Below are 20,941 nucleotides of genomic sequence, written 5' to 3' on the forward strand. Positions count from 1 at the left end.
TTCATTCCTCCAAGGCCGGCCCGCCAAATTTCGTGTGAGTCCGCGCGATTTATTTGCCATATTCCGTGGCAATAACTTTATTGTCACCCGTCGTGTTGTCGGTCAATTCACCTTTCGAATTGATGCCGTACCACCCCACTGTTGGGTCCACAATCTCCGTGACCCCTTGTTTCTTCATGTTCTCTGTGCTGTGATTTTCCTTGACCCGAATCGTCAGTGTGCCATCATCATTCGTGGTTTGCGTGAAGAACATATCTTGAATGGTGACGTGCTTGCCCGCGTAATCCTGCTTCAAGTGTAACCAGATCCACTGGTTGACCTGATCCGTCGTTAAGTTATGCGTGTCCACCGAACTGGTCGCGGCCGAACTACTGCTAGTGCTGGTCGTGGCGGAACTCGCACTCCGCTCACTAGAACTTGCCATCGTGGTATCCGCTTCTTTAGTCGCAGCCTCAGCCCCATAGGTCCGGTCGGCCTTGGCCTGTGCGGTCGTCAACTTGGTCATCGCTGGGATATTACCAAACACCCCGATTAACTTCAACCGGTCATTTGCCAGTTGCACCCGATAAACGTTTAAGCCCGTTTTATCCCCAACGATATACGACTTCAACCAATAATTATTATGTTCCAATTTCTTATAGGAAGCCTGGTGATTAGCACCCCAACCGGCACCCTCAGAAACTAACTCCTTATGCTGATTGTAGGTATCATTGCGGCCATCTAACCTGTCTGCACTCACATAGAAGGTCGTCCGCATAAACGCGGCACTAGACGATTCATAGGCCCCAGCCGGTTCAACGAGACCACCCGGGTGATAGCGTTTGGCCGCATATAGATCCGTTTGCCAGGTGCCCTTTAATTCCGCGGGCACGCCCGTCGTCCATCCCTTGCCGTTATCGCCTACGATAAAATTACGGTTCAGTTTTGGTGACGTACTCTTCAAATTATAAGACTGCTTGGCGTCATCCCGCCAACTAAAGGTAACCGTGGCCGTCTGCTTCTTGGGCAACTTGACCGTTAACTTTTTAAGGCCATCCTGTGACTTGACGCCGGTGATAATGCCCTTGATCACGGTGCGTTTGTTAGTCGTCAACGCCCACCGCCAATGGTTCTGGTGATACGTGAATCGCGAGTAAGTCACCTGCTGATTGGTACGGGTTCCCGCATCCTCTGCCGAACGCTTTCGCACTGGCTGCAACAACGTCGTCAATTTTGATGGTTGTGGCTGATCGGCCAGTTTCTGCTGCGTGGTGGATTTCGCACGGCAACCGCTTACAAGTACAACCGCCACTAAGGCGAGGCCGAGTAACTTCGCTTTCGTTTGCATGATTAGTTCCCCTATCTTTTCGTCCGTTTGCCAAACAGTGCCGACACTCGTCGTCCAAGTCTCAGCACTGTCGTTGTTCCCTATCACTTCTGTATGTACTAGTTCTTGTTCTCGCTGATGACCCGCTTGACCCACCGTTGTGAATAACCATACTTATCGGCCAGTTGCTTCTCCGACATCTGTGGATACTTTTCTTGGATAGCCGCAACTGTCCCATTCCGGTCGTAAAGCTTCATTGGCAGGTTCAATTGAGTCCCGCGAAATTCCTGATAAAATTTGAGCATTTCGTCGGTTCCTAGCAATTCATTGAGCTTTTTATAAACGCCTTGCAGCGCATCTGTATCAATATCCATAGTTTTTTCAAGCCTTCCCAGTTGTTTAAAGATTCTTAAACAAAGGTTAGCAAATTTTAGTGGCAAATAGTAATAGCTTCGACACCTATAATAGCATACACAGTTATTTGCTGGATTGATTGTATAGTTGCACGTCAAATACCGTCGTTTTTATTTTCGTGTTGGAGGTATTTGCGCACGGTGCGCTCAGCTAACTGGTACTGGGCACTCAACTCATGCACCGAAGCGCCAGCGGAATAGTCCCCCTGAATGCGCTCCTGCAAGGCCTCGCGTCGCATCAACCGCATTGGGAAGTTGACCGTACTTCCCCGAAAATCCTTAAAGACTTTAAGCGTATTCTCCTCACCAATTAATTCCGCCAAGTCTTGGTAAATCGCCTGCCAATCATCTTTTGCCATGTCGTCCAGCCTCCCTTCTCCTAAAATTTTTGCTTACCTACAGTCTAAACTATTCTGGGGCTTGGGTGTCCACTTATTTTCGCAAGGCGCGTACTTTTTGTGAAATAAAAAGAATCCGTCACTTATTGGCGAATTCTCTTTATGAAATAACTTAGAACGCTAAATGCTTTTGAATCGACAGTGGGGCAAAATACTGGTGTTTCGTTTTGAAGTGCGTAAAGACCATCGGCTTCAAGCTGGGATCCTGTTGGGGTGAGGCAATCACAGTCCGCTTCTTGCCACGAATCTTCATCGTCATGGTAAAGTAACTACCGGTATCACCGGGATGCGTTTTACTATTGAAATTGTACATGCTGCGCTTACCCTTTTGCATCGTCTTAGTAATCGTCAAGCTCGGCAATTTGTACAGCTTACCAAAGCCCCAGCTGACCTGATGCTTCTTGATAACCATTTTGTACATGCCATTTTTCTTGCCCATGTAATGGTACCAGGTTCCCCGCATCTTTTTCGGTGTCACCTTTACCGTCCGATACTTAGTAGCTGCCTGTGCAGTGGTGGTGCCTACGTTAACGGCACTACCACCAATCAGTGTTGCCAGTACAATAACGAGACTAATTAAAAATTTCTTCATCATTAACGACCTTCCTACTGAGTAATTGAATCAGGGCGCTTGTTCAATACTTTCTGAGAAACAGTATAAGTTCGCTTAGGCTTAGTCTTCGTGAAGACGTTTGGATTAATACCAGCACCTTGAGGAAGTTCGACTAAGACATGCCGCTTCTTCCCATTAATCTTCTTTGTATAATTAAAAAGAACTGTTCCGCCACTCGGAGCCGTTTTACTATCAAATCCATACAAAGCAAGTTTCCCTTTTTGATAATCCTTCGTCACATCTAGCTTTTTGATTAAGGAATTCTGATCATCATATTTGTAATTGAACGAATGCTTCTTAATAACAATCTTAAACATACCGCGCTTAGCATCCTTATGGTACCAAGTTCCACGCATCTTTTTAGGGGTAGCTTTCAAGTGCGTAAATTTGGTTTTAGCTGCCTGCGCCGTCGTCCCCGACATCACCGCACTGCCGCCAACAACTGCGGCCAAAACGACCATCAAGCTGATCAACAATTTTTTCATGCCCAACATCTCCCATTTATTATGTACGGCAATGATTTCACCAACAATTGGTTCAACCACCACCCCATAAGGATACACCTGGAGCCGCAAAAAACGTAGTCCCAATTTTCCCACTAAAAATGGCGCTCACTCCCCTCGGACCGGCGCCATTTTGGCTAATCATTACCAATTTAAAGAATTGCTGGTTAATATTTCTGGATTGTGGTTACTCATCAGATAGGCCTGGCCGTTGTCGCCAAAAGTCAGCCCCTCGAACTCCCGCGTCGAGTCAAAGCCCGTCCAGGTCACGTCATCGCTGGTCAACTGGCCCAGCTTGGAAACCGGCAAACTGGCGATTGAATCGTCGGCTACCAGGTATAACCGGTCGTTGTGCGGGTTGTACGCCATGCTTTGCACGCAGGTGCCCGGGCCGTGTTCCAGAATCTGCTTGGTCAATTGGAAATGCACGCGATTATTTTGAATCGTTCCCTGATAAAGGTAAACGTTCACGGGGTCGGGGCGCGTCCAGAAATAGGCGTGGCCGGCCTGGTCAAAGGCCAAAACGTGCCCACCAGGAACGTTGAGCGTCTTGGACTTCAGCCGAAACTGAATCTTGTGGACCGGCGTCAACGTGCTGGCACTGATCTGTTGAAGCACGCCGTACTTACTGAGGTTGACCCGTGGCGCCGACTCCTTGTCGCACCACATGTAAAACTTCTGTGTGGCCCAATCGTAGGCCAGAGATTGGCCGTGCCCAGTCGCAAACGCGGGGCCCACCTTGATGGCCGCCCGAATCTGCTGTTCCTGGGCGGAATGATTGGCAGCGGTCGTGTAGACCATCTGAATCTGCCGCGGTGTCGCGTTCAGCTGGGCCAAAGCCGACATATCGAACCGTACGATGCGGCCACGATTCTGCCAAGCCGTAGGACAGTAGACCACGTAGAGGTATTGCCCGACCACGGCGGAACTCTGCGGGTCGCCCCACGCCTGATGTTGGTACCCCGGAATCGGCAGCAGGTATTTCGTGGTAAAGGTGACCGCACTGCCCTGATCACTGGCAATCGTGTTCACCCCATGTGGATTGGTGGCATTGGCGTAGGCCGTGGGTACCGTGACGAAATGCACCTGCGCATCATCTAACGACGTCAAATTTTTCGGTGTGGCCAGGGCCGCGACCGACTGCTTCACCAACGTGTCTGCTTGTACGGGAACCGCCATCCCCATCAATCCCAAACTGAGGATTAACGCCCCGAGTAAATGAATTCTTCGCATAATCCCTCACCCCTCAATGTTTTCAGCCAGTATACTGCACCGGCCGCCAACTAGCGGAGATAAGGATTTTTTCAACTTGCTAAACTTACCAACTGACGCGATTGCCCCGAAGAATTTCCGGATTGTGATTGGTCAACAGGTAGGCGTGACCGCCCTTGGTAAACGTCAGGCCCTCAAATTCACGCTTAGACGAGAACTTGGTCCAGTGCACATTGTTCTTGGTCAGGTGGCCCTTGCCGGAGAGCTTGCTGACGGGCACACTGGCGATGGAATCGTCGGCCACCAGGTAGACCCGGTTGGTGTGTGGATTGTACCCCATACTCTGCACGTGGGTGCCCGGACCGTGTTTCAAAATCTGCCGCGTCAGCCGGAATTTCACGTGATGCTTGGAAATGCTTCCCTGATAAATGTAGGCCTGGTGCGTCGTTGGTCGACTCCAGAAGTAAGCGTGCCCCTTTTTATCAAACGTTAACACGTGGCCACCCGGAACCGCAAACCGCTTGTGCTTCAGACGGAACCGAATTTGATAACGGGGCGTCAACGTGTTGGCCTTGATTTGCTTGATGTACCCGTACTGATTGACGGGTGTGGCCGCCGACTTCTCCTTGTCACACCACATATAAAGATGATGATTTTTCCAGTTATAAGCCAACGACTGACCGTGCCCAGTTTCAAAGGGCTTCCCAATCTTGACAGCCGCATGACTGGCAAGTTGCGCCTTGGCGTTGCTGGTGTAGGCCGTCTGTAATTGTTGCGGCGTCAGGCCTAATTTATTCAGCTTTTTCATATCGTAACGCACGATGCGTCCGCGATTGTGCCAAGCCGTGGGGCAGTACAAAACGTAGAGATAACGGCCGTTGGTGGTCAGACCCTGCGGATTGCCCCAGGCCTGATTGTGGTAACCGGGCAGCGGCAACAAATATTTCGTTTTAAAAGTGATTGCTGTCCCCCGACTACGTTTGATGGTGTTGATGCCATGCGTATTCTTGGCGTGCTGATAATTTTTGGGTGCTTTAACGTAGTGCACGCGAGAATTGTTCACGTGCCGCATCCGCCCCACGCTTAAAGCGGATGACTTCTGGTGATACGTCCCGTAGGCCTGTGCGGTCGTACTGCCGCCTAGCCCCAAGCTGACGGCCACCAATAACATTAAACCCCAATGTAGCTTCTTCATGATCAAATCCCCTCAACATTTTTTCGTTTTACAAACCTTCACACTGTTTGGCGCCAACCGTTCGTCCACAGCGTTCCGACTCATTTTCACCAGCCCGGAGACACTGACAACGACAGTTTAACCAATCCCAAAAGCATTTATTATATTAATTATATCGCAAGCATTCCTGGCAAACAAAGATTCTGCTAATGTCATGCATTCAACATTACTAACTGGATAGGACAAACTAAAAGGAACCCGGCAGCCTGCCAGATTCCTTTGGGGTTTGCGTTTAACTTAATCTAGATGACTTCGCGCTTGAAAGGATCCTTAGAAATCCCTTTGTCCAGGATATCCTTGCTCCATTCCTTTGCGGAGAACAGACTGTGGTCGCGGTAGTTCCCACAGCTGTATTTGTCAGTGCCTTGAACATCTTTCCATTCCGTATCAAAGGCAATCCGGTGCAGAGAAGCCTTCAAAGCCTTGGCAACTTCTTCAGTGGATTGTTCGCCCCAGGTGATCAAATGGAAACCGGTCCGGCAACCAAATGGTGAGCAGTCAATGACGCCAGACATTTCATCACGCAGGTAACCGGCTAGTAAATGTTCAATCGTATGTAACCCGGCCGTTGGAATTGCGTTTTCGTTAGGTTGAACTAATCGTAAATCAAAGTTAGAAATGACGTCGCCCTTGGTCCCTGTTTCCCGAGTAATCAACCGAACGTAAGGTGCTTTAACAGCTGTGTGATCCAAAGTAAAACTTTCAACTTTTGCCATTATTTGCCAACTCCCTTTTCATTATATATGTTAATAACCAGTTTGGTGCGGGTTAGCGTGTTCAATTTGCCTCCGGCATGGTGAAAATGGGCCGGAACACGGTGACGTCCGTTCCCGACGGCGAATTCAAGGTGCCCTGCTGTGGGGCACGCTTCCAGCCTGAGAAACGGTCTTCCAGCTCGGCTTGAAACCTCGCTAAGGAACACGAGTTTCCAAGGCCGTCCCATGCTCTAGGTCGGGAAAGAACCCCGACCAAGACCATCGACACAGCCGGTCACCTTGATCCGCCTCTGGTCACTAACCGCAACCTAGTTGGCCATTTTCACCATACCTACGATTAACACTGGCTTAACCCACACAAAACTCGTTAACGATACTTCCTTTACTGTACACCAAAGTAACCGCTACCGGCCACTAATTTCTTTTAGTGAATTATAACCATTTTTGTAAACGCCGGCCTGCCAGTAACTTGGCTACATTCAGATAGGATTCCTTAGGTCATAGGCGCCATTTTTACTGGGGAGTTGAATGCCAGCCACCAACCAATTTTTCCTGTGGGCTAAGTCGACATGAGCCGCAGGGCTGGTGAAAATGGGTACGCAAACGTCAGTGACCAGAGGCGGATCAAGGTGACCAGCTGTGTCGATGGCGTTAGCTGAGGTCTCTCACTCAGCTTAGGCCATGGGGCGACCTTTGAGACCGTTTCTCAGGCTCAAAGTCGAGGTGGAAGACCGCTCCTCGGTCTGGAACCGACCCCACAGCAGGGCACCTTGAATCCGCCGCCGGGAACGGCTGGCTGTTGCCGCTCCCATTTTCACCCGCCCGGAGGCGATGCCAGAGACCTAACCCGCCAGATAAGATTTGGTTAAAAGACTACCTAATTAGGTAAAGGTCGCCGCCATTTGCCACGTAAATGACTATACTTGTCAGCGTATAAGGGGGAGGAATCATCATGCAAAATGCACCATTGCCGCCACGGGGACGGCATTTTACCAGTCGGCGTCACCGGGGACGCCACATTTTTTTGACCCTGCTCGCGCTCTTCCTGGTGGGCGGCGGACTTTACGGGTGGCGCGCTTGGCACACGGCTCAGCAGACATTTTCAGCAACCTATCACGCCGTGGGCAAGCCCAGCGATACCACCATTACCAGCGGCAAGCCATTTGCCATTCTCCTGTTGGGCACCGATACCGGCGCGCTTGGGCGGACGCAGGTCGGTCGGACTGACACCATGATTGTCGCCACGATTAATCCGCAGAAACAGACGGCCAAGCTGACCAGCATTCCCCGGGACACGCTGGTCAATATTTATGGTAGCCAAAACGACGAGGAAAAGATCAACGCGGCCTATCCACTCTACGGCGCCAAAACCACGATTCAGACCGTGGAGCACCTGGTCAACATCCCTATCCACTACTATGTGCTCTTGAACATGGGCGGTCTGGAAAAAATGATCAACGCGGTCGGCGGCGTCACGATTGATCCGCTGCTGACCTTCCACTATCAACAGGCCAACGTCACCAAGGGCGTCAAGATTCATCTAAACGGCGCCAGCGCCCTGGCCTACTCCCGGATGCGTGACCAGGACCCACTCGGCGATTACGGCCGCCAAGCCCGCCAACGTCAAATCATCAAGGCACTGGTGTTAAAGGAAGCCAGCTTGAGCTCGGTTCTGCGCTACCAAACGGTTTTGAAGTCGCTCAACAGTAACCTGCAAACGAATCTGACCTTCGACGACCTGATGTGGCTACGTACCAAGGACGGCCACACCAGCCGCCACATCGAATCCCAAACGCTACAAGGCCAACCGGCCACCATCAACGGCATCGACTACCAAATCGCACCACAAAGTGAAATCACCAAGGTCTCAACGGGCCTCCGCCAAGCGCTAGGCTTAGCCACTACCAGCACATTTCAAACGGACGCGTTGGACCCGATGGGATTTTAAAGGTCCTTAAAGGCAAATAAAAAATGCAGACTGGCAATTCCCCTGGAATTATCGGTCTGCATTTACTTTATTTACATTTAATTGTTATTCAAATATTACCGCAAATATTACAGCTAATGATGAGCTGACTGTCTGGATAACTAAATTAGAGACAACCAAGAGCGACCAGAAGCGGGTCAAGGTTCCCCGCTGTGTCGATGGCCTTAGCTGAGGTTTTTCACTCAGCTTAGACCATGGGACAAGCTTTGAGACTGTGCTTTTCAGGCTCAAAGTTGAGGTGGAAGACCGCTTCTCAGGCTGGAACCGGCCCCACAGCAGGGAATCTTGAACCCGCTGGCGGGAGCGGACTATGGTCGTTACTCTGATTTATTTTGGCGGAGTTGCCAGATGTGCCAGCCGATGATTAAGATACTAGCATCCGCCAGCACCGTCCCCAGCGCAATCAACAGGTTACCCGCGGACGTCACCATCAACCCGGAGGTCAACGGGAACCGCGCCAGTAAGCCCAGCAGTGTCGTGATCCACAAGCTCCCGAGGATTGCTGGGAACCAGGAATCCGCGTGCCGCCGGTGATGCCACCAGGTCAGTCCGGTGACGGCCAGCGCAAAGACCAGCAGGAACACACTACCGCCAACCCGGGTCAGGTAGATGAGCCCCCGCGCCGGGACGATTCGTGCGGCCAACCACGTCGCGAGAAACAGCGCCACAACGATGACCAACCAGCCGACTAGCTGCATTTGCGAGGTCACCCGCCCGGCCAACCAGATGCCGAGTATCATAGCAATCACGAAGATGCCAAATTGTACCGTGATCAGTAAGCCCTGTAACGGCACGGCTGGTAGAATCGCTGCGGGTAAAACAACCCCTAAGATAAAGATTAAAACGGGCACCAGCAAGTCCCAGGTCAACCACGTGGGTTTCGTCGAAGCCGCCCCCACTTGTGCCGCGACGGTCTGCGGGTCTGCGCCAAAAAAGTCTTGGGCGGATTGCTCTTTTGACTGCGCCACTAATAAATTGGGCAATATTTCCCGTAACTTTCGCTGGAGGGTATCTTCGTTAGCGTACTTGGGCTGTTGCCGCAAGGCCGCCACCAGGTCATCCCAGTAAGCCTGATTTTCCGGCGAAAGTTGCTCGCGTAATGCTTGATTTTGTTCCGCAATCGATAAGCGTTCTGCCAAAATTGCCACTCCTCTCGTTTCACTCAATAGTCCCATGATAGGGAAGTTTCTCCTGAAATACCACTGATTTATCGCTGCCTAGCGAAAGAGCCAACCGAGCCAACCACCACCGGCCGCCAATACCAGGCCACCGACGATACTGAGTAAGAGATACAGCGTCATGGCGCCATACCGGCGTTGGTCTGCCAGCATGATGACCTCGTGACTGAACGTCGAATAGGTCGTGAAGCCCCCCAGGACACCCGTTCCCAATAAAACCGCGGTCAAATTGGTTGCCTGCCAACCGGTTAAAAAGCCTAACAATAGGCATCCCAACCAGTTGATTAATAACGTGGCGAGCGGCCACCGATTGCCATGATAGGACTGCACCAATCGCGTCATTCCGTAGCGGCCCAAAGCCCCCACGGTCGCGCCCAGGCCAGCCACCGCGGCCATCACTTTTCCTCCAAGTGGAATGTCCACCAGCGCCGGGCAATCCAAACGCCCAGGGCGCTGCAAATCATCCCACCAATAACGGTGATCAGCACATAACTAATGGCCGCTAGCCACCGTTGTTCACTCACCAACCGCACGGCGTCGACACTAAATGTCGAGAAGGTCGTAAACGCCCCGACGCCACCGACACCTAAGCCCACGGTCACGGCTTCCGGCCACTGGGCTGTCAGGCGTTTGGCATGTGACAGCCAAGCCAACAGCCCACTGCCGACCAAGTTAATCAAAATCGTCGCCCAGGGAAATCCGGCTGTCGCGGGCAACGATTGCCCCACCAAGTAACGCCCACTGCCCCCAAGAAAGGCAAAAACAATAATTGCAAACACGTTAGCCATTTGCTGGCCTCCTCCAAAAGTATCTTTCCATTGTACCAAAAAAGCCGCCATCAAGGCGACTTCTGGTGAAACTAGTTTGGTTGGTCCGAATTGACCACTGACATTGAAGTCAGCTAGATCCATCCCCAACACAAATTACAAATTACAAATTACAAATTACAAATTACAAATTACAAATTACAAACCAATTGTCAATTCAGCGACAATCACTGTCAAATAACGACGACATTGTCACGGGTTAAACCCACGTCAGCCGCAGGGCTGGTGAAAATGGGCTCAGCCGTGGGAGTTCCCTTAGCGGGGGGGACCCGCTTAGGGAACTGCTATCTTTGAGACGCGTTTCTCAGCGGCTCAAAGTAAGTCTGGAGACCGCTTCTCAGGCTCCAGACGGGCGCCCACAGCGTCACGGCCCATTTTCACCGGCCCGGAGGCGCTGACAACAATTTATTTAGTGCGTTTTGACAACCAGGTCGAGCGCCGTTTGTAATTCACGTTGCTGGTCGTCGCTGAGCTGGTCATCCGCGATGCACTGCTTGACGTTTTCAGCGACGACGACCCCAATCATGCGTTCCACGCCGGAACGAACGGCAGCGAGTTGGGTCAGGATGTCCTGACATTCCCGACCGTCGTCGACCATCTTCAGGATGCCTTGCAGCTGGCCATCCGCCCGCCGAAGCCGATTCTTTAATTGACTGGACGTTGTTTGGACCATTAAGCGCTCACCTCAGTTAATTTTTCGTCGATGTACTTCTTGAGTGCGGCCTTGGGGTGGAAGCCCACAACCTTTTCCGTTGGCATGCCGTTCTTAAAGATGACCAATGACGGAATGCTCATAATGCCCAGAGATTGGGCCAGGTCTTGGTTCTTATCGACGTCAAGGGATGCAAACTTCACTTGGTCGCCGTATGCTTCGTCTAAACTTTCCAAGACGGGCGTCTGCATTTTACATGGCCCACACCAGTCAGCCCAAAAGTCCACGACCGTGACCGCGGTATCATCACCAATGTGTTCAAAATCCTTGCTTGTAATTGCTTGCATGTTCATTCATCCTCCTCGGTTTCTTAATCAGTGTCATCAGTATACCCCAAGGGGTATGACGACGCCAGCTTTTTGTTTTCACCCTAGACAAAAAAGGCGTGACACCCGCAGGCACCACGTCTCATTTACCAATTCGTTAATCTTTCGTCAATTCTGGATCTTCGTCCATGCCGGCCGTCAAACGGGGATGGTTGTTTCCGCGCTTGGTTTCCTTTTCCACAGCCTGTTGAGCGACCAGGTTCAAGTAGTTGAATGGGTCGTCGAAGTTGGGATTGAACAGCATGTCTACAAAGGCCAAATCGTCAATCGTGTTACGGTTTTGAATCGCAATCGAAATGGCGTTAGCGGATTGGGCCACTTCATGTTTGCTGAAGAATTGTGCCCCTAAGATCCGCCGGTTTTGCCGGTTGTAGACCAAGTTGATGGTCAGGTCATCCGTTGATGGCATGTACGTTGGCCGCCAAGTGCCTTCAAACGTCACCATATCAGCATCAAAGCCCGCGTTCAACGCGTGGTCGATGGTCAACCCGGTTGAAGCCAACGTCCGCCCAAAGATTTGCATTGCGGAAGTGGCTTGCGTCCCCATGTACTTTTGAATGTTGCCGAAGATATTGATTCCGGCTAACATCCCTTGCCGGACAGCGTTCGTTGCCAGTGGCGTGTAAGCTGGCTTACCAGTTGGGTTAAAGTTAACCACACTGGCGTCCCCACAAGCAAAGATGTCGGGATCAGATGATTGCACGTAGTCGTTGATGATGATGGCGCCGTGCCGATCCATGTCGACTTGGCCCCGCAACAATTCTGTATTGGGCACAAAGCCCGTGCAGACAACGGCTAAGTCAGCGGTGAAGTCCCCGTTCGTGGTTTCGATAACTAATTCGCCGTCATCGTTCCCCGTAAATGAAGTCACTCGCCGATTCAATAACACGTTAACCCCTTTGTCTTCAAGGATGCTGACGATATGGTCAGACAAGCCCTTGTCAACGTAGTGATTCAAGATGATGTCTCGTGATTGTAACAGCTGAACTTCGTGGCCAGTCCGCGCATAACTTTCAGCTAATTCGGTTCCGATATAACCGGCACCAACGATTGCAATCCGTTTAACACCCTTAGCAGCTTCGTTAATCGCAACTGCTTGTTCATAATTCTTGCAAAGCATGACCTTATCTTCATCGATACCAAAAATAGGTGGTACCGTTACGGTTGACCCCGTCGCCATGATCAGCTTGTCGTAAGTGTCTGTGGTCACATCCCCAGACTCCATATCAACGACTTCGACCGACTTCGTTGCTGCGTCGATCTTAATCACGTTGTGTCGGGTCAAAACCTTTGCCCCGGCTTCCGCAAGTTGTTCAGGTGAAGAATAGAACATGTCCTCAAGATGCTTGACTTGCCCATCAAGGAATAATGAGATCCCACATGAAAGGAAAGAGACGTTCGTATGCCGTTCGTAAATGGTCACATCTGTGTCCGGATGATCACGCAAAATTTGTAGCGCTGCATTAGTTCCAGCGTGTGTACTACCAACAATGATGACTTTCATGTTTACCCTCCTACATGAAAAACGATTCTAAAGCTAGTCTACTTGAAAGTTAGCGAAAGATAAATGACTTCGTCTCGGAAAACCCGGTAAATCAGGCGTTTTCCTCACACTTTCATTAAAATTGTGAAAGTGTGTGCGTTTTGCACGAAAATAATTCGCGGTTAATTTATTATTCAATAAGTAAAAAGCGTAAAAAGAATAGCGTCAAAATAACGAATAGGCTTATAAAAGCCGGTAGTCCGCGGTTTGTCTCATTTGTGGATTTTTAGGCCTACCGTCGATACCGTAACCCGTCTACTCCGCAAGCGATTTTCATTTATTTTGACGATTGGCAATCCATTGTCCGCAACCGTTAACAACGCAATCCTTATGGGGACTGGCCTGGTTTTATCTCGGCATTTCCCGTCAGTTATCGTTAAGTCGCTTACCCCATAGACTTTCTAACCATTTTTTTCGAACAGTTACAATTCGCTTGCGAATAATGACGAGACTCGGTATTATACCCGTAGTTGGTTCGTGATACGTTCTGACCTTAAGCACTGTGATAGATGATAGGAATCACTGTCTATAGATGCACTCCCCCCAAAACAAGTGATTTATTAACAGATTCCTAAATAGAGGCCCTGAGTAATCCGCATGTTGCTCAGGGCCCTTTCTATGCCCAAATTTCTCTGGGTTGCGCTGGCATGACGCCTCCAGGCCGGTGAAAATTGAGCCGTGACGCTGTGGGCGCACGCCTGGAGCCAAGGACCGGTCTCCAGGCTTACTTTGAGCCGAAGAACACGTCTCAAAGATAGCAGTTGCCTAAGCGTTAAACCGCTAAGGCAACTCCCACGGCTGAGCTCATTTTCACCGGCCCTACGGCTCATACTGGCTTAGCCCATTTCATCTGGGCACCTTTTCCTATTCCAATTTTTTTGAATTTACGTAACTAAGCCTGAGGACCGGGCTTCCACCTCGACTTTGAGCCAAAGAACGGTCTCAAAGATCGTCCCATGCTCTAAGCTGAGTGAAAAACCTCAGCTAAGACCATCGACACAGCTGGTCACCTTGATCCGCCTCTGGTCACTAACATCTACCTAGCCCGCCCATTTTCACCAGCCCTACGGCTTAGACTAGCTTAGCCCGTTTCATTTGGGCATTACTTCTAATCTCAACTATTCCTACTACCTAAACAACAAGACCCCTCACGCATTTTTTACGTAAGGGGCCTCTTTTACATCCTATTAATATTTGTTTTACTATTAAACCTAGCGGCTGGTCTTTGCCGTCCGCGCTTCGCGGTAATATTGCCAGCCTTGGCGCACCAAGAACGGAATCGCCAGGAGACCGATGAATAGCCACGTGAAATTCTGACGGATGAATGGTGTGTTGCCGAAGAAGTAGCCGACCGCCGAACAGCTGAAGACCCAGATGAAGCTGCCCGCCAGGTTATAGAGGCGGAACTGACGCCATTTCATATCTGTGGTGCCCGCAATGATTGGCACAAATAGCCCAACGAAGGGAATGAACCGGCCAATCAGCAGCGTTTGATCCTCGTTACGGGTAAAGACTGCCGTCGCCTGTTTGACCTTGTCTTCTGGCAGGCGCTTAATCAGTTTTTCCTGATGCTCGCCCCATTTCAAGGTCGTCACATACTTGACCGCTGAGCCGGCCGTCGCTGCCATCGTGAACATGAGGACCAGCAGCCAAATATTTAGCTGTGAATGTGGGTTGGCCGCAATCGACCCCACCATAAACAACAAGGATTGTCCTGGAATGAAGGAAAAAATCAACATACCAGATTCCAAAAAGATTAAAAAGAATAAGACCGGATAGATGCCCGTCCCTAATTGGTTCGTCAGGGGCACCAACACGGTTAGCGGATGCCAAATGATCTCCCAAATCAACGCTACTAAACTCATCCTATGTCTCCCTCCGTCGTGGCCGCCGAGCCGCCATCATTCACCTTATTTTAACGATAAGTGAATTTACTTTGAATTGGCGCCACGCTTTGGCCTAGATGGCCAATTTCCTATAAAGTTGTTGCGGTTTTCTAATTAGGTGACGGGACGCTTCACCATCGAACCCATTAAATTCCTTATTAGCTATCGTTTTCATTAATAAAACCATTATAAATGATTAACGGGTGATAAGTCTTTATTTTCCCATTTTTTCTTAATCTACTGATAATTGAATCAGCAATTGGTCTACGTCGCTGCTTGCTAATCGGCGACCAGGCACCGGTTTACCAAGTGACTTGGCCCAACCAAGCAAATGTGTCGTCAATAATCGATCAATCCAACGCTTGTTTCCTATTATACGTCTAAACTACCAGTTGTCAGTACTGCCTTAAATGTTAATCGTCGGGTAGCCTAAAAACGCGGCCACATCGCCGTCATACCGGGATGTTGCCGCATTGATTTTATTTGTAATTAGTGGTGGGCACCCAGCTTATCAGCTGGAAACAGCCATTAAGTTAACCAACGATTGACAGCCAACGCCATTATTAGTAAATTTATGAAACCAATCAATTGCACCTAATTTGATTAGGGGTTACACTACAATCAAGTTAGTAACAAAGACTGTTGCTAACGGAGTCGTACCAAATTCTTAATACTCTTTTACGAGCAGCACTTAGCACTCCCCCAAAGTATCTAACCCTGCTCGTATCCCCCCTCAAGCCACGACGCGAATCGTGGCTTTTTTAGTGGAAAAATTTTGCGCATTTAGATTGTAAGGATGACTAAGTTTCTAGCCGAGTTTGTTGGTAATTTCCGAATACTTCTTGGCTCTTAAAAATTGTTTGATAGCGTATCTAGTTCAAATATTACGACTAACCTTTACGCCAATTAAATCCAGCAATGACACGATACAAGACCAGCTCAATTAGCGCGAAGTCTAGCTCGGTATCACCCACCACAGTTAAAATCCACTTGGACTACACGCGGGCTTAACCTGTGTCAGCCGCAGGGTCGGTGAAAATGAGCCAGCGTGCACAGTATCAGTGACCAGAGGCGGATCAAGGCGCCCAGCTGTGTCGATGGTCTTAGCTGAGGTTTCCACTATTTGACCCTATCGACCACCATTAGTTAAAACCCACTTGGACTACACGCGGGTTACACCAGTGTCAGCCGCAGGGGCGGTGAAAATGAGCTCAGCCGTGGGAGTTGCCTTAGCGGTTTACCGCTTAGACAACTGCTATCTTTGAGACGTGGTCTTCGGCTCAAAGTAAGCTGGAAGACCGCTTCTTGGCTTCCAGCGTGCGCCCACAGCGTCACGGCTCATTTTCACCGACCCGGAGGCGAAAGCCAAAGATCAAGCCCGTTAGTCCAAGACCTGGACGCCGACGCCGATGAGGCCCGGCCCCGTATGCACGCCCAAAGCCGGCGAGACATCCCCGGCATACCAATCGGTGACGTTCGGATGAGCCGCCTTCAACTGGTCCAAGACCTGTTGTCGCAGGTCCGGGTCGGCCCCATCACATACGGCCACGTTGACCTTGGTGGCATCACCAATGGCCCCATCAACCAAGTCTAGTAGTTTGCCAATCGTCCGCTTGGCGCCTCGTACCTTAGCAATCGGGTAGTAGACGCCCTCTGGATCACAGGAAATGATCGGTTTGACGTTTAAGAGGGTTCCGGCCATGCCGGCCACCTTGCCAATACGGCCCCCGGCTTGCAGGTATTTCAGACTAGGCACGTAAAAGAAGACTTTCGTCTGTGCCGTTACGCGTTCAACTTCCTTAATGATGTCGGCAAACGTTAATCCCTGGTCCCGTAACTGGGCTGCGTAGATGGCCGAAAAACCACTACCAATGCCGACACTGCGGGTATTGATCACGTGGACCGTCAACGGTGAATCTTCCGCCAACAGCTGGGTCTCCTGGAAAGTCCCAGAGAGTGCAGCAGAAATGCAGACGGCAATCACGTGGGTGTAGCCGGACGCCTGAATGCGCTCCAGGGCGTCCAAGATTCGTTTACCAGTCGGACTCGCCGTGGTCGCTTTCTCGGTCGCCTGGCGTCGATAAAATTCAGTTGGGGTAATGGTTAACCGGTCTTCGTAGACCCGGTCACGGAAGACCACATTCATTGGCATCAATGCCATGTCAGCGGCGGCTAACACTTCAGCCGGCACATCCGAACATGAATCGACTAAAATGGCAATTTTTTCTGGTTGCATGACGGTTACCTCGTTTCTCCTAGTTTCGCTCTTCAATAATAACTAAGATTATAACGCAATCATCTGGTTTTGGAAACTAGGTTATCTATACTTTGTTTTAAATCTAACGTAACGAACCGTTTCAGTTGCCCTTTGAGTCACCAGCGTTCTCATTAATGGTGGGACACAACCATGCAATCAAAAAATATTTTTCGTCTTTAAATTTTAGTCCATTCTAATCCTGTAATTAGCCGCTTCCTCTAGTTATCACTGAACAGCCACCCGGCCACCGACTTATCGGTTTTTTCACACGGCAAGGCGGGGCAACCATGAAACCGTCACCACGTTCTTTTTTGCTCATGGTCCCCCACCCGTAGTTAATATAAAAATTATAGTTACAAACATATAAAAACTTTTTTGGTCCACCAAAAATTAATCCCAACACGGTTGACATTACGGCTAAATGGCCTATACTTACGAATGGAATTGAAGCGCGTCACAAGAGTTAGCTTCGTTAATTTTGCCATTATTCGCACCATTTACGCCACGCTGACGCTGACTCGCGTTCACCAGGAAAGGCAGAAGTCAATCGACTACCTGAATTTCTAAGCCAATAGAAAAGAGGGATTTTATGAATAATCATGAAACCGACGAGAAGAAGCACCATATGATTCAGTCAACCGGGGGCAACCAAAAGAGCCTGGATGAAGTTAACGGGACCGTTGAAGTCCCGCAAAATGCGGGCTTCTGGCGAACCCTGATGGCCTACACCGGCCCTGGGGCCTTAATTGCCGTGGGGTATATGGACCCCGGGAACTGGATCACGTCGATCGCCGGTGGTGCCCAGTACAAGTACACGTTACTTGCCGTGGTTTTACTTTCTAGTTTAGTCGCCATGCTGTTACAGGCCATGTCGGCGCGACTGGGAATCGTCACGGGAAAGGATTTGGCCCAGCTGACCCGGGAACATACCGGTAAGCGGACCGGCTTCTTCCTGTGGATTGTCACTGAATTAGCTATTATGGCGACTGATATCGCCGAAATTATTGGGTCCGCGATTGCGTTGAAGCTGTTATTCGGCTTCCCGCTGATTGTCGGGATCATCATCACCGCCATGGACGTTCTGGTCCTGTTGGTCCTGATGAAGTTAGGGTTCCGGAAGATTGAAGCCATTGTGGCGACCTTGGTTGCCGTGATTCTCTTCGTCTTCCTGTACGAAGTTATCCTCGCCCAACCCCACATGAGCCAAGTGTTAGAGGGTTATCTGCCTTCTAGCAGCATCATCACCAACCACGGGATGTTGTACCTGTCCTTAGGGATTGTCGGTGCGACGGTGATGCCCCATGATTTGTACCTGGGGTCCTCAATCTCGCAAACCCGGAGCTTTGATCGTAAGGACCGCAAGAGTGTGGCCCAAGCCATCAAGTTCACCACGATTGATTCCAACATCCAATTGACGCTGGCCTTCGTGGTCAACAGTCTGTTACTGATTTTGGGAGCTGCCCTCTTCTTCGGCACCAACAGTGACCTCGGCCGGTTCGTTGACTTGTTCAACGCCCTGTCTGACAGTCAAATTGTTGGGGCCATCGCCAGTCCAATCCTGAGTATGCTGTTCGCTTTAGCCCTGTTATCTTCCGGGCAAAGCTCAACCATTACCGGGACGCTGGCCGGGCAGATCATCATGGAAGGGTTCATCAACTTAAAGATGCCACTTTGGGCACAACGGTTGATTACCCGGTTACTTTCCGTAACGCCAGTAATCATCTTCGCCATTATCTACCATGGTAACGAAGCGAAGATTGAAAATCTCCTGACGCTGTCGCAAGTCTTCCTGAGTATCGCGTTACCATTTGCCATGATTCCGCTGGTCATGTTCACTAGCAGCAAGAAGCTGATGGGTGAATTCGCCAACCGGACCTGGAGCCGAATTCTCGGTTGGATCATCGCGGTCATCCTCATTATCTTAAACATTTACCTGATTCTTAATACCGTCGGCCTGGTGAAGTAACCTCGCTGATATCCCCGTTCGCTGGCAGTCATTGTCAACGAACGGGGATTTTTTTAGGCTTTGACATTCGCCGAAGACACGCGTATACCTAAAGAAAAAAGTTAACGAGGTGGTTAAATGTGTACGCCAAATATTCAGTTAAAGGACCCCAAAATCGCGGACGCCGCAGCGTTATATGCTTTGATTGACCAGGACCGCGACAATCTTTCCCGCTGGTTACCCTGGGCCGCCACAACCACTTCGACAGCGGACGAGCGCATTTTCCTACGCTACTGTCAGGGACGCATCGCCGACAAACAGCTGTGGCTCGCAGTTATCTGGGTCGACCAGCAACCTGCTGGCATGATCGACCTCCACGAATTCAAGGACGGCCACGCTGATATTGGTTACTGGCTGGGTCGCAACTTCCGCGGTCAGGGCATCATCTCGCGTAGCCTCGCCATGGCCGAAAATATTGGTTTCACCCGCCTAAAGTGCCACAAGCTAGAGCTCCTAGCAGCGACAGACAATCAGCCCAGTCGTCATGTCGCCGAGCGTAACCATTACCACCAAGATGGTATTCTGCGTCAACACATTTCCACCCGAGATGGGTACAGCGACGCAGTTGTTTACTCCAAACTCAAATCTGAATTTCACCCGAATTAAAAGACGTTACCACCTCTGCGAATTAACAGAACGGGTAACGCCTTTCTTATGTCGTAAATTTTATTCGGCTGTAGGCGAGGTAACCCTCACTAAGCAAAGAGCGCCCCCACTAACCATCTAAAGTTAGTAAGGACGCCGGTTTACAATTAAATTAAGAAGAACCACTAACTTGGGTTAAGCCAACGTCAGTGACCAGAGGCGGATCAAGGTGACCAGCTGTGTCGATGAACTTAGCTGAGGTTTCCCACTCAGCTTAGCTCATGGGACGACCTTTGAGACCGACCTTTGGCTCAAAGTCGAGGCGGAAGCCCGACCCTCAGGCTGGAACCGGCCCCACAGCAGGGCACCTTGAATCCGCCGTCGGGAACGGCAACTGCCTTAAACCAAATTAAGCGCGTTGACCACCGTCGACGGTGAATTCGGCCCCGTTAGCGAACTTAGATTCGTCGCTACCTAGGTAAACACAAACTTCACCAATGTCTTCGGGCTTGCCCATGTGGCCCACAGGAATACCAGCAATGATTTGTTGCTTAGCAGCTTCTGGGACAATGGCCGTGTCGATCCAGCCAGGGTGAACAGAGTTAACGCGAATGTCGATCTTCCGTTGTGCCAAGTTCAAAGCTGTGGCGTGAGTCAACAGGCGTGAACCACCCTTGCTAGCAGAGTAGGCTGGGGCAAATGGCAACCCAACCAAGCCGGCAACGGAGGACACGTTGATGATAGAACCCTTGGCATCAGCCGTTTCCTTCATGGCGTTGATGGCAGCCTTTTCGCCCAAGAAGTTAGCGGTCAAGTTGACGTCAATCACCTTTTGCCAATCTTCTAAGGATAAGTCTTCGATAGCGCCGTTAACGCCACCGATACCGGCATTGTTGACTAAGATATCCACGCGGCCAAATTTTTCAACCGTGGCATCGATCACTTTTTGCCAGTCGGCTTCTTTAGAAACATCTTGTTGGACAAACAAGCTCACCGCATCACCAAATTTGGCAACGGCCGCATGCCCGCCGTCCACGTTATGGTTGGCAGTCAGGACAACTTTCGCCCCTTCACGAACGTAGCATTCCGCAACGCCCAGGCCGATTCCGGCGACCCCACCAGTGATAATAGCAACTTTTCCTTTTAAACGATCTGACATAAATACGCACCCCTTTTGATTTTTAGTTCTCGTTCATAATATCACATAATGTCGCCCGTAAAAAATAATTCACTCAAATCG

General features: G+C 50.3%; 21 protein-coding genes. 4 read left to right on the plus strand and 17 right to left on the minus strand.

Annotated elements, in window-relative coordinates:
- Positions 1-49 precede the first annotated feature (49 nt).
- The 8 genes from ACEPST_RS03430 to ACEPST_RS03465 all read right to left on the minus strand — a co-directional run bounded on the left by ACEPST_RS03430 (position 50) and on the right by ACEPST_RS03465 (position 6,395).
- Positions 50-1,327 (minus strand): hypothetical protein, encoded by a 1,278-nt coding sequence (locus ACEPST_RS03430; protein WP_204121728.1) that lies wholly within the window; start codon positions 1,325-1,327, stop codon positions 50-52.
- Positions 1,328-1,425: 98 nt separating this feature from the next.
- Entirely contained in the window at positions 1,426-1,680 is a 255-nt protein-coding gene (locus ACEPST_RS03435; RefSeq protein ID WP_203637545.1) for a hypothetical protein, read from the minus strand.
- Positions 1,681-1,814: 134 nt separating this feature from the next.
- On the minus strand, positions 1,815-2,078 hold the full coding sequence (locus tag ACEPST_RS03440; protein ID WP_203642325.1) for a Mor transcription activator family protein: 264 nt from the start codon (positions 2,076-2,078) through the stop codon (positions 1,815-1,817).
- A gap of 151 nt (positions 2,079-2,229) precedes the next feature.
- Entirely contained in the window at positions 2,230-2,712 is a 483-nt protein-coding gene (locus ACEPST_RS03445) for a hypothetical protein (RefSeq protein WP_204121729.1), read from the minus strand.
- Positions 2,713-2,723: 11 nt separating this feature from the next.
- Positions 2,724-3,329 carry a hypothetical protein gene (locus tag ACEPST_RS03450; protein WP_395390503.1) on the minus strand — a complete coding sequence of 202 codons (606 nt, stop codon included), beginning with the start codon at positions 3,327-3,329 and terminating at the stop codon, positions 2,724-2,726.
- Positions 3,330-3,377: 48 nt separating this feature from the next.
- Complete coding sequence (locus ACEPST_RS03455; RefSeq protein WP_395390504.1) at positions 3,378-4,466, minus strand: SdiA-regulated domain-containing protein; 1,089 nt, start codon at positions 4,464-4,466, stop codon at positions 3,378-3,380.
- Between the two features lie 85 nt (positions 4,467-4,551).
- Positions 4,552-5,640: a hypothetical protein gene (locus tag ACEPST_RS03460; RefSeq protein WP_204121732.1), complete on the minus strand. Its 1,089-nt coding sequence runs from the start codon at positions 5,638-5,640 to the stop codon at positions 4,552-4,554.
- Between the two features lie 281 nt (positions 5,641-5,921).
- On the minus strand, positions 5,922-6,395 hold the full coding sequence (locus ACEPST_RS03465; protein ID WP_125764574.1) for an S-ribosylhomocysteine lyase: 474 nt from the start codon (positions 6,393-6,395) through the stop codon (positions 5,922-5,924).
- A gap of 952 nt (positions 6,396-7,347) precedes the next feature.
- Here ACEPST_RS03465 and ACEPST_RS03470 point away from each other — a divergent pair.
- Complete coding sequence (locus ACEPST_RS03470; protein WP_204121733.1) at positions 7,348-8,343, plus strand: LCP family protein; 996 nt, start codon at positions 7,348-7,350, stop codon at positions 8,341-8,343.
- Positions 8,344-8,699: 356 nt separating this feature from the next.
- On the opposite strand, the gene ACEPST_RS03475 is transcribed toward ACEPST_RS03470, so the two are convergent.
- The 8 genes from ACEPST_RS03475 to ACEPST_RS03510 all read right to left on the minus strand — a co-directional run bounded on the left by ACEPST_RS03475 (position 8,700) and on the right by ACEPST_RS03510 (position 17,090).
- Positions 8,700-9,530, minus strand: a complete 831-nt coding sequence (locus tag ACEPST_RS03475) for a hypothetical protein (protein ID WP_239064534.1) — start codon at positions 9,528-9,530, stop codon at positions 8,700-8,702.
- Positions 9,531-9,599: 69 nt separating this feature from the next.
- Positions 9,600-9,956 (minus strand): fluoride efflux transporter FluC, encoded by a 357-nt coding sequence (locus tag ACEPST_RS03480; RefSeq protein WP_204121735.1) that lies wholly within the window; start codon positions 9,954-9,956, stop codon positions 9,600-9,602.
- Positions 9,956-10,348 (minus strand): fluoride efflux transporter FluC, encoded by a 393-nt coding sequence (locus tag ACEPST_RS03485; protein WP_204121736.1) that lies wholly within the window; start codon positions 10,346-10,348, stop codon positions 9,956-9,958. Before ACEPST_RS03485 ends, ACEPST_RS03480 begins: the two co-directional genes overlap by 1 nt.
- 448 nt (positions 10,349-10,796) lie before the next feature.
- Positions 10,797-11,060 (minus strand): metal-sensitive transcriptional regulator, encoded by a 264-nt coding sequence (locus ACEPST_RS03490; protein WP_204121737.1) that lies wholly within the window; start codon positions 11,058-11,060, stop codon positions 10,797-10,799.
- On the minus strand, positions 11,060-11,386 hold the full coding sequence (gene trxA / locus ACEPST_RS03495; protein WP_204121738.1) for a thioredoxin: 327 nt from the start codon (positions 11,384-11,386) through the stop codon (positions 11,060-11,062). Before trxA ends, ACEPST_RS03490 begins: the two co-directional genes overlap by 1 nt.
- Before the next feature lie 136 nt (positions 11,387-11,522).
- Positions 11,523-12,929: an FAD-dependent oxidoreductase gene (locus ACEPST_RS03500; protein ID WP_204121739.1), complete on the minus strand. Its 1,407-nt coding sequence runs from the start codon at positions 12,927-12,929 to the stop codon at positions 11,523-11,525.
- Positions 12,930-14,179: 1,250 nt separating this feature from the next.
- Positions 14,180-14,833: a VTT domain-containing protein gene (locus ACEPST_RS03505; RefSeq protein WP_204121740.1), complete on the minus strand. Its 654-nt coding sequence runs from the start codon at positions 14,831-14,833 to the stop codon at positions 14,180-14,182.
- Between the two features lie 1,402 nt (positions 14,834-16,235).
- The gene (locus ACEPST_RS03510; RefSeq protein WP_204121741.1) at positions 16,236-17,090 is read right to left on the minus strand and encodes a DegV family protein; all 855 of its coding nucleotides are present in this window, start codon (positions 17,088-17,090) and stop codon (positions 16,236-16,238) included.
- A 459-nt stretch (positions 17,091-17,549) separates the two neighbouring features.
- Between ACEPST_RS03510 and ACEPST_RS03515 the strand changes: the two genes are divergently transcribed.
- The 3 genes from ACEPST_RS03515 to ACEPST_RS03525 all read left to right on the plus strand — a co-directional run bounded on the left by ACEPST_RS03515 (position 17,550) and on the right by ACEPST_RS03525 (position 19,722).
- Positions 17,550-17,678, plus strand: coding sequence for a hypothetical protein (locus tag ACEPST_RS03515; protein ID WP_263972785.1), 129 nt, complete (start codon positions 17,550-17,552; stop codon positions 17,676-17,678).
- A 22-nt stretch (positions 17,679-17,700) separates the two neighbouring features.
- Positions 17,701-19,077 carry an Nramp family divalent metal transporter gene (locus ACEPST_RS03520; protein WP_203642349.1) on the plus strand — a complete coding sequence of 459 codons (1,377 nt, stop codon included), beginning with the start codon at positions 17,701-17,703 and terminating at the stop codon, positions 19,075-19,077.
- Positions 19,078-19,194: 117 nt separating this feature from the next.
- Complete coding sequence (locus ACEPST_RS03525) at positions 19,195-19,722, plus strand: GNAT family N-acetyltransferase (protein WP_204121742.1); 528 nt, start codon at positions 19,195-19,197, stop codon at positions 19,720-19,722.
- A gap of 388 nt (positions 19,723-20,110) precedes the next feature.
- On the opposite strand, the gene ACEPST_RS03530 is transcribed toward ACEPST_RS03525, so the two are convergent.
- Positions 20,111-20,860 (minus strand): glucose 1-dehydrogenase, encoded by a 750-nt coding sequence (locus ACEPST_RS03530; protein ID WP_203642353.1) that lies wholly within the window; start codon positions 20,858-20,860, stop codon positions 20,111-20,113.
- Positions 20,861-20,941 lie beyond the last annotated feature (81 nt).

The sequence above is a fragment of the Levilactobacillus sp. FUA 3915 genome, assembly GCF_044053135.1.
Lineage (GTDB): Bacteria > Bacillota > Bacilli > Lactobacillales > Lactobacillaceae > Levilactobacillus > Levilactobacillus lanxiensis.

Coding starts and splice junctions, on each gene's coding strand:
- ACEPST_RS03530 (WP_203642353.1), bottom strand. CDS start 20,860: ATGTCAGATCGTTTAAAAGGAAAAGTTGCTATTATCACTGGTGGGGTC.
- ACEPST_RS03430 (WP_204121728.1), bottom strand. CDS start 1,327: ATGCAAACGAAAGCGAAGTTACTCGGCCTCGCCTTAGTGGCGGTTGTA.
- ACEPST_RS03510 (WP_204121741.1), bottom strand. CDS start 17,090: ATGCAACCAGAAAAAATTGCCATTTTAGTCGATTCATGTTCGGATGTG.
- ACEPST_RS03505 (WP_204121740.1), bottom strand. CDS start 14,833: ATGAGTTTAGTAGCGTTGATTTGGGAGATCATTTGGCATCCGCTAACC.
- ACEPST_RS03500 (WP_204121739.1), bottom strand. CDS start 12,929: ATGAAAGTCATCATTGTTGGTAGTACACACGCTGGAACTAATGCAGCG.
- ACEPST_RS03480 (WP_204121735.1), bottom strand. CDS start 9,956: ATGGCCGCGGTGGCTGGCCTGGGCGCGACCGTGGGGGCTTTGGGCCGC.
- ACEPST_RS03455 (WP_395390504.1), bottom strand. CDS start 4,466: ATGCGAAGAATTCATTTACTCGGGGCGTTAATCCTCAGTTTGGGATTG.
- ACEPST_RS03445 (WP_204121729.1), bottom strand. CDS start 2,712: ATGATGAAGAAATTTTTAATTAGTCTCGTTATTGTACTGGCAACACTG.
- trxA (WP_204121738.1), bottom strand. CDS start 11,386: ATGCAAGCAATTACAAGCAAGGATTTTGAACACATTGGTGATGATACC.
- ACEPST_RS03520 (WP_203642349.1), top strand. CDS start 17,701: ATGAATAATCATGAAACCGACGAGAAGAAGCACCATATGATTCAGTCA.
- ACEPST_RS03460 (WP_204121732.1), bottom strand. CDS start 5,640: ATGAAGAAGCTACATTGGGGTTTAATGTTATTGGTGGCCGTCAGCTTG.
- ACEPST_RS03440 (WP_203642325.1), bottom strand. CDS start 2,078: ATGGCAAAAGATGATTGGCAGGCGATTTACCAAGACTTGGCGGAATTA.
- ACEPST_RS03525 (WP_204121742.1), top strand. CDS start 19,195: ATGTGTACGCCAAATATTCAGTTAAAGGACCCCAAAATCGCGGACGCC.
- ACEPST_RS03485 (WP_204121736.1), bottom strand. CDS start 10,348: ATGGCTAACGTGTTTGCAATTATTGTTTTTGCCTTTCTTGGGGGCAGT.
- ACEPST_RS03470 (WP_204121733.1), top strand. CDS start 7,348: ATGCAAAATGCACCATTGCCGCCACGGGGACGGCATTTTACCAGTCGG.
- ACEPST_RS03435 (WP_203637545.1), bottom strand. CDS start 1,680: ATGGATATTGATACAGATGCGCTGCAAGGCGTTTATAAAAAGCTCAAT.
- ACEPST_RS03515 (WP_263972785.1), top strand. CDS start 17,550: ATGGAATTGAAGCGCGTCACAAGAGTTAGCTTCGTTAATTTTGCCATT.
- ACEPST_RS03465 (WP_125764574.1), bottom strand. CDS start 6,395: ATGGCAAAAGTTGAAAGTTTTACTTTGGATCACACAGCTGTTAAAGCA.
- ACEPST_RS03490 (WP_204121737.1), bottom strand. CDS start 11,060: ATGGTCCAAACAACGTCCAGTCAATTAAAGAATCGGCTTCGGCGGGCG.